12 protein-coding genes are annotated in these 13,820 nt (G+C 63.4%); all 12 read left to right on the top strand.

Annotated elements, in window-relative coordinates; translation table 11 throughout:
• Positions 1 to 156 precede the first annotated feature (156 nt).
• The 12 genes from LO55_RS07660 to LO55_RS07715 all read left to right on the top strand — a co-directional run bounded on the left by LO55_RS07660 (position 157) and on the right by LO55_RS07715 (position 13,820).
• Positions 157 to 867, top strand: a complete 711-nt coding sequence (locus LO55_RS07660; RefSeq protein ID WP_005664365.1) for a transposase — start codon at positions 157 to 159, stop codon at positions 865 to 867.
• 250 nt (positions 868 to 1,117) lie between these two features.
• Positions 1,118 to 5,833, top strand: coding sequence for a glutamate synthase-related protein (locus LO55_RS07665; protein ID WP_071361031.1), 4,716 nt, complete (start codon positions 1,118 to 1,120; stop codon positions 5,831 to 5,833).
• A 24-nt stretch (positions 5,834 to 5,857) separates the two neighbouring features.
• The gene (locus LO55_RS07670) at positions 5,858 to 7,321 is read left to right on the top strand and encodes a glutamate synthase subunit beta (RefSeq protein WP_005664368.1); all 1,464 of its coding nucleotides are present in this window, start codon (positions 5,858 to 5,860) and stop codon (positions 7,319 to 7,321) included.
• 557 nt (positions 7,322 to 7,878) lie between these two features.
• The gene (locus tag LO55_RS07675) at positions 7,879 to 8,682 is read left to right on the top strand and encodes an ABC transporter ATP-binding protein (protein ID WP_071361032.1); all 804 of its coding nucleotides are present in this window, start codon (positions 7,879 to 7,881) and stop codon (positions 8,680 to 8,682) included.
• Positions 8,679 to 9,461, top strand: coding sequence for a lipid asymmetry maintenance ABC transporter permease subunit MlaE (gene mlaE / locus LO55_RS07680; RefSeq protein WP_005664373.1), 783 nt, complete (start codon positions 8,679 to 8,681; stop codon positions 9,459 to 9,461). The genes LO55_RS07675 and mlaE overlap by 4 nt, the downstream gene beginning before the upstream one ends.
• A 40-nt stretch (positions 9,462 to 9,501) precedes the next feature.
• Positions 9,502 to 9,975, top strand: coding sequence for an outer membrane lipid asymmetry maintenance protein MlaD (gene mlaD / locus LO55_RS07685; RefSeq protein WP_071361033.1), 474 nt, complete (start codon positions 9,502 to 9,504; stop codon positions 9,973 to 9,975).
• A complete protein-coding gene (locus LO55_RS07690; RefSeq protein WP_005664377.1) occupies positions 9,972 to 10,700 on the top strand; it encodes an MlaA family lipoprotein in 729 nt (242 codons plus the stop codon). Before mlaD ends, LO55_RS07690 begins: the two co-directional genes overlap by 4 nt.
• A 54-nt stretch (positions 10,701 to 10,754) precedes the next feature.
• A complete protein-coding gene (locus tag LO55_RS07695; protein WP_071361034.1) occupies positions 10,755 to 11,402 on the top strand; it encodes an MlaC/ttg2D family ABC transporter substrate-binding protein in 648 nt (215 codons plus the stop codon).
• Positions 11,403 to 11,411: 9 nt separating this feature from the next.
• Complete coding sequence (locus LO55_RS07700; protein ID WP_005664380.1) at positions 11,412 to 11,687, top strand: STAS domain-containing protein; 276 nt, start codon at positions 11,412 to 11,414, stop codon at positions 11,685 to 11,687.
• A 179-nt stretch (positions 11,688 to 11,866) separates the two neighbouring features.
• A complete protein-coding gene (locus LO55_RS07705; RefSeq protein ID WP_005664382.1) occupies positions 11,867 to 12,796 on the top strand; it encodes an ABC transporter ATP-binding protein in 930 nt (309 codons plus the stop codon).
• The gene (locus LO55_RS07710; protein ID WP_071361035.1) at positions 12,796 to 13,557 is read left to right on the top strand and encodes an ABC transporter permease; all 762 of its coding nucleotides are present in this window, start codon (positions 12,796 to 12,798) and stop codon (positions 13,555 to 13,557) included. Before LO55_RS07705 ends, LO55_RS07710 begins: the two co-directional genes overlap by 1 nt.
• A gap of 26 nt (positions 13,558 to 13,583) precedes the next feature.
• A complete protein-coding gene (locus tag LO55_RS07715) occupies positions 13,584 to 13,820 on the top strand; it encodes a BolA family protein (protein WP_005664385.1) in 237 nt (78 codons plus the stop codon).

The raw sequence follows: 13,820 nt of genomic DNA on the forward strand, positions 1-13,820 counted from the left end.
TCAGTTTTACTCAACATTGCGTGACTTCGATTGCTCCTGGCTTGTGTGTCCAATAAATGGGGACAGAGTCAGCCTATTTTTGCCGCCGCTTGCGATTAATTGGGGACAGAGTCGATTTGTGCTGTAAAATCGCTGCTCAACATTTGAGCAGACGCCATGGCACGCCAACCCCGACTCATCGTTCCCGAGCAACCGCACCACGTCATCCAGCGCGGCAATAACCGCCAGGTGATCTTTCGTGAAGAGGCCGATTACCAACGCTTCCTGGTCTGGCTCAAGGAAGGCGCCAGGTTCTACGACGTGGCGATCCACTCCTATGTCCTGATGCCGAACCACCTGCACCTGCTGGCCACGCCCAGCGACGCCACCGGCCTGGCGCTGATGATGCAGAAGGTGGGCCGGCTCTACGTTCCCTGGTTCAATCTCAAGTACGAGCGCAGCGGCGGTCTGTTCGAAGGACGTTTTCGCACCTCGCTGATCGATTCGGACCGCTATTTCATGACCTGCAGCCGCTATATCGAGCTCAATCCGGTGCGCGCGCAGCTCACGGTGGCGCCGGACGACTATCCCTGGTCCAGCTACGCCCACCACGCCGGCATCCGCACCGACACCCTGGTCGCCGATCATCCGCTGTTCTGGGCACTGGGCAACACGCCGTTCCAGCGCGAGGCGGCGTATATCGACATGGTCCGGCAAGGCCTCAGCACGGAAGAGGTCGATTTCATCACGATCGCGATCCTCAAGAACCAGCCGCTCGGCTCGCTCTCCTTCAAGACCGAACTCGAGCGTAAAACGCAACGCCAGATCCTGCCGGCCAAGCGCGGACGCCCCTTCAATCCGCCGTTACCGCCGCTTTCAGCAGCCTGAGGCGCACAATTCCTGACACAACGGCGCGGTTATTCGTGCCGTTTTTTTGCCCAAAATCCTATTAGGATCAACGACTTAGTGTCAAACCAACTGATTCTGAACAGGCGTGATTGACTCTGTCCCCAATTAATCGTCGAGACAAAAAGTTGTCAAACAATTCGACTCTGACCCTAATTATTCTGGTTGACGAGGCATTTTGCAGTGCACTATTCTCGGCGTTCGACCCCCGAAAAGTTGTGGAGAATGTCTCATGATTGCCCAAGGTTTGTATGATCCCGCCAATGAACACGATGCCTGCGGCGTCGGCTTCATCGCCCATATCAAGGGCAACAAGAGTCACTCGATTATTGAACAGGGTCTGCAGATCCTGAAGAACCTCGACCACCGGGGCGCGGTGGGCGCCGATGCGCTGATGGGCGATGGCGCCGGCATCCTGATCCAGATCCCGGACCAGTACTTCCGCGACGAGATGGCCAAGCAGGGCGTCGAACTGCCGCCGCCCGGCGAATACGGCGTCGGCATGGTGTTCCTGCCGAAAGAGCACGCCTCGCGCATCGCCTGCGAACAGGAAATCGAGCGCGCCGTGCGCATCGAAGGCCAGGTCGTGCTGGGCTGGCGCAACGTGCCGGTCGACGAGACCATGCCGATGTCGCCTTTCGTGCGCGCCAAGGAACCCGTGATCCGCCAGATCTTCATCGGCCGCGGCCCGGACATCATGGTCACCGATGCGCTCGAGCGCAAGCTCTACGTCATCCGCAAATCGTCCGGCCACGCGATCCAGGCCCTGAAACTCCTGCACGGCAAGGAATTCTTCGTGCCGTCGATGTCGGCGCGCACCATCGTCTACAAGGGCCTGCTGCTGGCCGACCAGGTCGGCGTCTACTACAAGGACCTGCAGGACCCGCGCTGCATCTCGGCCCTGTCGCTGGTCCACCAGCGCTTCTCGACCAATACCTTCCCCGAGTGGCCGCTGGCCCACCCGTACCGCATGATCGCCCACAACGGCGAGATCAACACCGTCAAGGGCAACTTCAACTGGACCCGCGCACGCGAAGGCACGCTCAAGTCGGCCGTGCTGGGCGACGACCTGAACAAGCTGTTCCCGCTGATCTACGAAGGCCAGTCCGACACCGCCTGCTTCGACAACGCGCTCGAGCTGCTGGTAATGGCCGGCTATCCGGTGGCCCAGGCGATGATGATGATGATCCCGGAAGCCTGGGAAAACCACACCGCGATGGACGACAACCGCCGCGCCTTCTACGAATACCACGCGGCGATGATGGAGCCATGGGACGGCCCGGCCGCCATGGCCTTCACCGACGGCCGCCACATCGGCGGCACCCTGGACCGCAACGGCCTGCGTCCGGCGCGCTACGTCATCACCGAGGACGACCTGGTCGTCATGGCGTCCGAATCGGGCGTGCTGCCGATCCCCGAATCGCGCATCGTCAAGAAGTGGCGCCTCCAGCCGGGCAAGATGTTCCTGATCGACCTGGAAGCCGGCCGCATCATCGACGACAAGGAACTGAAGGACAGCTTCGCCAACGCCAAGCCCTATAAAGCCTGGATCAAGTCGGTGCGCATCAAGCTGGGTGAAATCAAGCTGTCCGAATCGCAGCTGATGGCCGCGCGCGCCAAGGACGCGCAAGGCGAGAAGCAGCCCCTGACCCTGCTCGACCGCCAGCAAGCCTTCGGCTACACGCAAGAAGACCTGAAATTCCTGATGGCGCCGATGGCCGTGCTGGGCGAGGAAGCCACCGGCTCGATGGGCAACGATTCGCCGCTGGCCGTCACCTCGAACAAGCTCAAGCCGCTGTATAACTACTTCAAGCAGCTGTTCGCGCAAGTGACCAACCCGCCGATCGACCCGATCCGCGAAAGCATGGTCATGTCGCTGGTGTCCTTCATCGGCCCGAAGCCGAACATCCTCGACACCAACAACGTCAACCCGCCGATGCGCCTCGAAGTGTCGCAGCCGATCCTCGGCTTCGACGACATGGCGCGCCTGCGCGCCATCGGCCAGCACACCGGCAGCAAGTTCAAGGCCTATGAGCTGAACATCTGCTATCCGGTCGCCTGGGGCAAGGAAGGCATCGAAGCCTCGCTCGCCTCGCTGTGCGCCGAAGCGGTCGACGCGGTCAAGTCGGGCCACAACATCCTGATCGTGTCGGATCGCCGCCTGTCGCCCGACCTGGTCGCCATCCCCGCGCTGCTGGCCACGTCCAGCGTGCACCAGCACCTGGTGGCGAAGGGCCTGCGCGCCTCCACCGGCCTGGTGATCGAGACCGGCTCGGCGCGCGAGACCCACCACTTCGCCCTGCTGGCGGGCTACGGCGCCGAAGCCGTCCACCCCTACCTGGCACTGGAAACCCTGGCCGAACTGGCCCACGGCCTGCCGCACGAGATGTCGGCGGAGACCGCGAGCTACAACTACATCAAGGCGATCGGCAAGGGCTTGCTGAAGGTGATGTCGAAGATGGGCATCTCCACCTACATGTCCTACTGCGGCGCCCAGATCTTCGAAGCCGTGGGCCTGAACAAATCGCTGGTCGACAAGTACTTCAAGGGCACCTCGTCGAACGTCGAAGGCATCGGCCTGTTCGAAGTGGCCGAGGAAGCGCTGCGCCTGCACGCCCTGGCCTTCGGCAACGATCCGGTGCTGGCCAACAGCCTGGACGTCGGCGGCGAATACGCCTTCCGCGTGCGCGGCGAAGACCACCTGTGGACGCCGGACGCGATCGCCAAGCTGCAGCACTCGACCCGCGCCAACAACTTCTCGACCTATAAAGAGTACGCCCAGCTGATCAACGACCAGACGCGCCGTCACCTGACGCTGCGCGGCCTGTTCGAATTCCGCATCGACCGCGACAAGGCGATCCCGATCGAGGAAGTCGAGCCGGCGAAAGAGATCGTCAAGCGCTTCGCCACCGGCGCGATGTCGCTCGGCTCGATCAGCACCGAAGCCCACGCCACGCTGGCGATCGCGATGAACCGCATCGGCGGCAAGAGCAATACTGGCGAAGGCGGCGAGGACCCATCGCGCTACCTGAACGAATTCAAGGGCATCGCCATCAAGAAGGGTGAAACGTTATCTTCGGTGCTGGGCAAGGACCGCGTGATGGTCGACATCCCGCTCGAAGAGGGCGATTCGCTGCGCTCGAAGATCAAGCAGGTGGCCTCGGGCCGCTTCGGCGTCACGGCCGAATACCTGAACGCGGCCGACCAGATCCAGATCAAGATGGCGCAGGGCGCCAAGCCGGGCGAGGGCGGCCAGCTGCCGGGCCATAAGGTGTCCGAATACATCGCGTCCCTGCGCTTCTCGGTGCCGGGTGTCGGCCTGATCTCGCCGCCGCCGCACCACGACATCTATTCGATCGAAGACCTGGCCCAGCTGATCCACGATCTCAAGAACGCCAATCCGCGCGCCTCGATCTCGGTCAAGCTGGTGTCGGAAGTCGGCATCGGCACCGTCGCCGCCGGCGTCTCGAAGGCCAAGGCCGACCACGTGGTGGTCGCCGGCCATGACGGCGGCACCGGCGCATCGCCGCTGTCCTCGGTCAAGCACGCCGGCACGCCGTGGGAGCTCGGCCTGGCCGAGACCCAGCAGACCCTGGTCCTGAACGGCCTGCGCAGCCGCATCCGCGTGCAGGCGGATGGCCAGATGCGCACCGGCCGCGACGTCGTGATCGCCGCCATGCTGGGCGCCGACGAAGTGGGCTTCGCCACCGCGCCGCTGGTGGTCGAGGGCTGCATCATGATGCGTAAATGCCACCTGAATACCTGCCCGGTGGGCGTGGCCACGCAGGATCCGGTGTTGCGCGCCAAGTTCCAGGGCAAACCCGAGCACGTGGTGAACTACTTCTTCTTCGTCGCCGAGGAAGCGCGCCAGATCATGGCCCAGCTGGGCATCCGCAGCTACGACGAGTTGATCGGCCGCGCCGACCTGCTCGACAAGTCGAAGGCGGTCCAGCACTGGAAGGCGCAGGGCCTGGACTTCTCGAACATCTTCTACCAGCCGCAGGTCGACTGTCGCAGCGCCCTGTACCACACGGGCGAGCAGGATCACGGTCTCGACAAGGCGCTGGACCACAAGCTGATCGCGCAAGCGAAAGCCGCGCTGGAAAAGGGCGAGCGCGTCTCGTTCATCTCGCCGGTGAAGAACCTGAACCGGACGGTGGGCGCCATGCTCTCGGGCGAAGTCGCCAAGCGCTATGGCCATGCCGGCCTGCCGGACGACACCATCCACATCCAGCTGCAGGGCACGGCGGGCCAGTCGGCGGCGGCCTTCCTGGCCGGCGGCATCACGATCGACCTGGTCGGCGAAGGCAACGACTACGTCGGCAAGGGCCTGTCGGGCGGCCGCATCATCGTGCGCCCGAACACCGAGTTCCGCGGCTGGGCGGTGGACAACATCATCGTCGGCAATACCGTGATGTATGGCGCGATCTCGGGCGAAGCCTTCTTCAACGGCGTGGCCGGCGAGCGCTTCGCGGTGCGTAACTCGGGCGCCATCGCGGTGGTCGAGGGCTGCGGCGACCACGGTTGCGAATACATGACCGGCGGCACCGTCGTGGTGCTGGGCGAGACCGGACGCAACTTCGCGGCCGGCATGTCGGGCGGCGTGGCCTTCGTCTACGATCCGAAGGGCGAGTTCGCGGGCCGCTGCAATACCACGATGGTCAACCTGGAACCGGTGCTGTCGGCCAAGGAGCAGTGCGACCCGGCGGTCTGGCACAGCCAGACCCGCAATGGCGAGCGCGAATGCGACGAAGTCATCCTGCGCCGCCTGATCGAGCGTCACTTCAAGCATACCGGCAGCACGCGCGCGCGCAATCTGCTGGACGACTGGGCCAACAGCCGCAGCAAGTTCGTCAAGGTGTTCCCGACCGACTACAAGCGCGCCCTCGAGGAGATGCACAACTCGAGCATGGAAGAAGCGAACGACAAGATCGAACTGGCCGCTTAAGCGCCGATAGCAAAGGAAAACATTGTGGGCAAAATCACCGGTTTCATGGAATTCGCACGGCAGGAAGAGGAATACCTCGACCCGCCCGTGCGTCTCAAGAACTACAAGGAATTCGTCGTCACCCTGACCGACGGCCAGGCCAAGGTGCAGGGCGCGCGCTGCATGGATTGCGGCATCCCGTTCTGCAACACGGGCTGCCCGGTCAACAATATGATCCCGGACTGGAACGACCTGGTCTTCCATGGCAACTACCGCCATGCGCTGGACAATCTCCATTCGACCAATAACTTCCCCGAGTTCACCGGCCGCATCTGCCCGGCGCCGTGCGAATCGGCCTGTACCCTGGGCATCAACAATGACCCGGTCGGCATCAAGTCGATCGAGCGCAAGATCATCGACACCGGCTGGGAGCACGGCTGGGTGGTGCCGCAGCCGCCGAGCGTCAAGACCGGCAAGAAGGTCGCCATCGTCGGCTCGGGTCCTGCCGGCCTGGCCGCGGCCCAGCAACTGGCGCGCGCCGGCCACGACGTGACGGTGTTCGAAAAGAGCGACCGCATCGGCGGCCTGCTGCGCTACGGGATCCCCGACTTCAAGATGGAGAAGGACCTGATCGACCGTCGCGTCGAGCAGATGCAGGCCGAAGGCGTCACCTTCCGCACCGGCGTCCTGATCGGCAAGGACTTCCCGGCCACGGTCAGCAATATGGCGCGCGACACGATCTTCCCGGAAGACCTGGAAAAGGACTTCGACGCCGTGATCCTGGCCGGCGGCGCCGAGCAGCCGCGCGACCTGCCGGTCCCGGGCCGCCAATTGAAGGGCGTGCACTTCGCGATGGACTTCCTGCCGCAGCAGAACCGGGTCAATGCCGGCGACAAGCTGAAGGACCAGATCAAGGCCACGGGCAAGCACGTGGTGGTCATCGGCGGCGGCGACACCGGTTCGGACTGCGTCGGCACCTCGAACCGCCACGGCGCGGCCTCGGTCACCCAGTTCGAACTGATGCCGCAGCCGCCGGAACAAGAGAACAAGCCGCTGGTCTGGCCTTACTGGCCGACCCGCCTGCGCACCTCGTCCTCGCACGAGGAAGGCTGCGAGCGCGACTGGGCGGTGGCGACCAAGCGCCTGGAAGGCAAGGGCGGCAAGGTCGAGAAGCTGATCGCCTGCCGCGTCGAATGGAAGGACGGCAAGATGAGCGAAGTGCCGGACAGCGAATTCGAACTCAAGGCGGACCTGGTGTTCCTGGCGATGGGCTTCGTCTCGCCGGTGCAGCAGGTGCTGGACGCCTTCGGCGTGCAGAAAGACCCGCGCGGCAACGTGCGCGCCGCCACCGAGGGCGAAGGCGCCTACCAGACCTCGAACCCGAAGCTGTTCGCGGCCGGCGACATGCGCCGTGGCCAGTCGCTGGTGGTGTGGGCGATCCGCGAAGGCCGCCAGTGCGCGCGCTCGGTCGACGAGTTCCTGATGGGTTCCTCGGTCCTGCCCCGTTGAGATCCCGGTGGCGGACGCGCAATGCGGCCGCCACTACCTTCGCTCCCGCATCGATCGCCGCTTCGTCGAAGGCGGCGATGCCCATCACCCGCGATGGCGCCGGCCGCGCTCATGCGCCAGCCGGACTTCCCCGAACCCCGCCTGTACGCCATCCTGCCCAAGTGAAACGCCATCCCGGCATCTGATCCGCGGTTGTATCTTGCGTTGACAAAATGGCGACAGAGTATTGCATATTCTGTCACTTGCTATTTCGTCACATCGGCCCCAGATTATGGTGCGGCGCAAAAAACGTGACTTACCGGGTCGGTAATTAGGAGTAGCTTAAACCAGCTCCTTCGGTCGTTTCTGGATGCAGCTTATTGATACAATTCAACAATGGCAATATTGCGGAACATACATATCCCAACAAAAACAATGGCTTATGCGCGTAATTAGCTGACTCATTAGTTATTAGTGTTGTAATAGTACGTCGCCGCCTGGGGGTAAAATCGGGTCCCTCAAGCAGGTAAATAGCTTTCTGCACTACAATACCGGATTCCCCAAACATTAATTATGCTGTGTCGAACCTAGTCGAAATCCGCGATCTGCATTTTGCTTACGGTGAGCGTTCCATCCTGTCGAATCTCCGTATGGACTTCCCACGCGGCAAGCTCATTGCGGTCATGGGCGGGTCGGGTTGCGGCAAGACCACGGTGCTGCGTCTGATCGGCGGCCAGATCCGTCCCCAGCGCGGCGAAGTGCGCATCGGCGGCGAAGTCGTGCACCAGCTCGATACCGAGGGCCTGTACCGCCTGCGCCGCCGCATGGGCATGCTGTTCCAGTTCGGCGCACTGTTTACCGACCTGTCGGTGTTCGACAACGTCGCCTTCCCGCTGCGCGAGCACACCGACCTGTCCGAAGAGCTCATCCGCGACCTGGTCCTGATGAAGCTCAACGCCGTCGGCCTGCGCAATGCGCACCGCCTGAAGCCGGCCGAGATCTCGGGCGGCATGGCGCGCCGCGTGGCCGTGGCGCGCGCGGTGGCGCTGGACCCCGAACTGATCATGTACGACGAGCCGTTCGCCGGCCTCGATCCGATCTCGATGGGCGTGACCGCCAACCTGATCCGCAACCTGAACGACGCGCTGGGCTCGACCTCGATCCTCGTCTCGCACGACGTGCACGAGTGCTTCGCGATCGCCGACTATGTGTACTTCATGTCCGCCGGCAAGATCGTGGCCGAGGGCACGCCGGACGACCTGCGCGTCTCGGAAGACCCTTACGTGAAACAATTCGTCAATGCCGCCCCGGACGGTCCGGTGCCGTTCCATTATCCCGGCAGCTCGCTGGCCGACGACCTGGGCCTGGGAGCGCGCACATGATCGCCCGCGTCCTTGGCCTGGTCGGCTGCACCGTGCGCGAAGGCTTCGCCGGCCTCGGTTTCGCCGTGCGCTCCTTCTTCAACCTGCTGGGCGTCTCGCCGGGCGCTTTCCGCCGCCCTGGCCTGATTTCTGAGCAGATCCATTTTATCGGCAACTATTCGCTGGTGATCATCGCCGTGTCCGGCCTGTTCGTCGGCATGGTGCTGGGCCTGCAGGGTTACTACACGCTGAACCAGTATGGCGCCGAACAGATGCTGGGCCAGGTGGTGGCGCTGGCGCTGGTGCGCGAACTGGGCCCGGTCGTGACCGCGCTGCTGTTCGCCGGCCGCGCCGGCACCTCGTTGACCGCCCAGATCGGCCTCATGAAGGCCGGCGAACAGCTGTCGGCGATGGAAATGATGGCCATCAACCCGGTGCAGCGCGTGCTGGCGCCGCGTTTCTGGGCCGGCGTGATCGCGATGCCGGTCCTGGCCACCGTGTTCTCGGCGGTGGGCGTGCTGGGCGGCTACATCGTCGGCGTGAAATTGATCGGCGTCGACGAAGGATCGTTCTGGTCGCAGATGCAAGCCGGTGTCGATGTGCGAGCTGACGTACTGAACGGCGTGATTAAAAGCTTTATCTTTGGCATCGCAGTGACCTTTACCGCCCTGTTCCAGGGCTACCAGGCCCAGCCGACGCCGGAAGACGTGTCGCGCGCGACCACGCGCACCGTCGTGATTGCATCGCTGCTGGTCTGGGGGCTGAATTTCGTCATGACGGCCCTGATGTTCAATAAATAAGTTAATAAACGGTTAAAACGGTTACTGTAGGGTATTCAAAATGCATCGCAAAACTATCGACGTCTGGGTCGGCCTGTTCGTTCTGCTGGGTCTGGCCGCGCTGCTGTTCCTGGCTTTCCAGGCAGGAAACATGAGGTCTCTGTCATTCGGCCAAACGTATTCGATCACGGGCCGTTTCGACAATATCGGCGGGCTCAAGCCGCAGGCGCCGGTCAAGAGCGCGGGCGTGGTGGTCGGTCGCGTGGGTGAGATCACCTTCGACGACAAGAGCTTCCAGGCATCGGTGCGCCTCGATATGGATACTGAATATAAATTCCCGAAAGACAGCTCGCTGAAGATTTTGACTGCTGGCTTATTGGGTGAACAATACATCGGCATCGAAGCCGGTGGCGATGAGCAAAACCTGGCGGAGGGCGATCGCATCAACCGCACCCAGTCGGCGACGGTCCTGGAAGACTTAATTAATCAATTTATCTACAGCAAGGCTGCTGAAGGAAAGGAAGGTAGTGAATGAACTACGCCGTCACGCTCTCGCACTTGCGCCTCGGCGCCGCCGCCGCCGCCATCCTGGTCCTGACGGGATGCGCAACGACTGCCTCCAACCCCCAGGATCCGCTGGAAGGCTATAACCGCGCCATGTTCAGCTTCAACGATGCGGTCGACCGCGCCGTGCTGAAGCCGGTGGCCACCGGCTACAAGAACGTCGTGCCGGGCTTTGCCCAAACCGGCGTCGGCAATTTCTTTGGCAATCTGTCGGATGCCTGGAGCTCGGTCAACAACCTGCTGCAGGGTAAACCCGAGCAGGCCGGCACCGATTTCGGCCGCGTTGCGCTGAACTCGACCTTCGGCATCTTCGGCCTGCTCGACATCGCTTCCGAAGCGGGCATGCAGAAAAGCGACGAAGACTTCGGCCAGACCCTGGGCAAATGGGGCGTGCCAAGCGGCCCCTACTTGATTTTGCCGCTGCTGGGCCCATCTACCGTGCGTGATACCGCAGCGTTGCCGGCCGATATCGGCGGTGACATCTGGAAGTACAAGGAGCCAGCCAACTGGCGCAATATCGGCGCGGGCATCCGCGTGATCGATACCCGCGCCAGCCTGCTCGACGCGTCCAGCCTGCTCGAAGACGCCGCACTCGACCGTTACGAGTTCCTGCGCGACGGCTATCTGCAGCGCCGCCAGAGCCAGGTGTACGACGGCGACGTGCCGCGCCAGGCCCCGGACGCCGACGAGCAGTAACAACAAGATCAACCGTGCGCGCGGCCATCGCCGCCGCCAACCGAAAGGAAACCGATGAAGCCATTCATGCACCTGGTCGCCGCCGCCGCCACCGTGGCGTTCTCCACCGTCCTGGTCGCCGCCCCGGTGGCCGCCGCCGAAGCGCCGGACGCGCTGGTCAAGCGCATCAGCAATGAAGTGATCGACAGCGTCAAGGCCGACAAGGACATCCAGGCCGGCAACCGCAGCAAGATCATGGGCCTGGTCAACGAAAAGATCCTGCCCCACGTCGACGCCGAGAAGATGACCCAGCAGGCGGCTGGCCGCCACTGGCGCAGCGCCACCCCGGAACAGAAGCAGAAGCTGACCAAGGAGTTCCGCGACCTGCTGGTGTACACCTACGCCGGCGCGCTGTCGACCATCAAGAACGAGACCGTCGAGTTCAAGCCGATGCGCGGCTCGCCGACCGATAGCGACGTCGAAGTGCGCTCGCAGGTGAACGTCGCCCGCGGCGAACCGATCACCCTGAACTACCGCCTGAGCAACGACAAGGGCAGCTGGAAGATCTATGACGTGAACGTGCTGGGCGCCTGGCTGGTCCAGACCTATACCAGCACCTTCAACAGCGAGATCAGCAAGAGCGGCATCGATGGCCTGATCAAGCGCTTGGTCGACCGCAACGCCCAGCTGGCCTCCAAGCCGCTGGCCGCGCCGGCGAAGTGATCCGTCAACATGGCTGAATCCAACCCGATGCTGTCGATTGACGCCCTGACCTTCCTGACCGCCCACCAGGCGCTGGAGCAGGGCGCGGCGGCGATCCGCGCCGGCGAGACCGTGTTCGATCTCGGCGGCGTGAAGGCGGCCGATTCGTCCGGCGTGGCCCTGCTGCTGGCCTGGCAGCGCCGCGCGCGCGATGCCGGCCACCGGCTCACCTTCGTGAACGTGCCGGACAACGTGCAAAAGCTGGCGGCCCTGTACGGGGTCGACACGCTGCTGCCGCAAGCCTGAAGACCGGCGGCCGACTGGCCGCCGTTTGCATTGCGCCTCTCTCCGGCGTACCCCGCGCAATTCTCCCCTCTGCCCGCTTGACATGGCGATTTCACCTATAATGGACCGTTTCTCCGCACGGTCCTTCGGTGCGCTTACGGGTCGAATCCCATTTCCGCGCGCCGCGCCATCCAACAAGCATGACAGCAATCCAGATTGACAGCGTCGAGAAGAGCTACAAGGGCTTCAAGGCCCTGAAGGGCGTCTCCTTGGACATCGAGGAAGGCGAGTTCTTCGGCCTCTTGGGCCCGAACGGCGCCGGCAAGACCACCCTGATCTCCACCATCGCGGGCCTGATCCGGCCCGATGCCGGCCGCGTGCGCATCCACGGCCACGACGTCGTGAGCGACTTCCGCGAAGCGAGAAAGCGCCTGGGCGTGGTGCCGCAGGAACTGGTGTTCGATCCCTTCTTCACGGTGCGCGAGACCCTGCGCCTGCAGTCGGGCTACTTCGGCATTCGCAACAACGACGCCTGGATCGACGAGGTGATGCACAACCTCGATCTCACTGACAAGGCCGACGTGAACATGCGCGCGCTGTCGGGCGGCATGAAGCGGCGCGTGCTGGTGGCGCAGGCCCTGGTGCACCGTCCGCCCGTGATCGTGCTCGACGAGCCGACCGCCGGCGTCGACGTCGAGCTGCGCCAAACCCTGTGGAAGTTCATCGCGCGTTTGAACCGCGAGGGCGGCCACACCGTGGTCCTCACTACCCACTACCTCGAGGAAGCGCAAGCCATGTGCCAGCGCGTGGCCATGCTCCGGCGCGGCAACGTGGTGGCGCTCGACACCATGAGCGCGCTGCTGCGCCGCGTGTCGGGTTCGCAGCTGGTGGTGCACCTGAAGTCGGGGGATCTGCCCGAGTCGCTGCGCCATCTCGTCTCGCACGACGAGCACACCAACGGCAATGGCAATGGCGGCGGCAACAAGTACACGCTGCGCGTGAACGATTATTCGGAGGTCGAGCCGATCCTGGCGCGCCTGCGCGAGAACGGCGCCGTCATCGACGAGATGCAGCTGGAGCAGGCCGACCTCGAGGACATCTTCATCCAGATCATGGAGGAGGGTAAGTAATGTTCTCGATCGGTTTCCGTACCCTGTTCTACAAGGAGTCGCTGCGCTTCTGGAAGGTCGCGACCCAGACCGTGGCCGCGCCGGTGGTCACCGCCATGCTCTACCTCCTGATCTTCGGCCACGTGCTCGACGGCCGGGTCGAGATGCTCGACGGCGTCGCCTACACCTCGTTCCTGATCCCGGGCCTGGTGATGATGAGCGTGCTGCAGAACGCCTTCGCCAATTCGTCCTCGTCGCTGATCCAGTCCAAGATCAGCGGCAACCTGGTCTTCATCCTGCTGCCGCCGCTGTCGCACGCCGAGATCCTGTCCGCCTACGTGCTGGCCTCGATGCTGCGCGGGATCGTGGTCGGCGCCGGCGTGTTCGTCATCACCGCCTGGTTCGCCCACCTGGAGTTCGTGGCGCCGGTGTGGATCGTGGTGTTCGCCCTGCTGGGCGCGGCCATCCTCGGCACCATGGGCACGATCGCCGGCATCTGGGCCGAGAAGTTCGACCAGCTGGCGGCCTTCCAGAACTTCCTGATCATGCCGGCGACCTTCCTGGCCGGCGTGTTCTATTCCGTCCAAAAACTGCCGCCTTTCTGGCTCGCCGTCTCGCATTTCAACCCGTTCTTTTATATGATTGACGGGTTCCGCTATGGGTTCTTCGGCCAGTCCGACGTTTCGCCATGGACCAGCCTGGCCGTCGTGACCGTGTTCTTCGCGGTGCTGACGGGCGTGGCGATCAATCTGCTCAAGCGCGGCTACAATCTGCGCCATTAATAGTACAAAGTTTAACTGGAGTTATCGTGGCGACCACACCCGAACTGATCCACGGCTATATCAGCGCCGGCCTCGAATGCACCCACCTCGACGTGAAGGGCGATGGCCATCACTTCGAGGCCGTGATCGTCTCGCCTGCCTTCGCCGGCAAGCGTCCCATCCAGCGTCACCAGATCGTGTACGCCGCGCTGGGCGACCGCATGCGCGAGGAAATCCACGCGCTGTCGATGAAAACCCTGACCCCTGAAGAATTCGGAGGATAA

The organism is Massilia timonae, assembly GCF_001866515.1.
Lineage (GTDB): Bacteria > Pseudomonadota > Gammaproteobacteria > Burkholderiales > Burkholderiaceae_D > Telluria > Telluria timonae.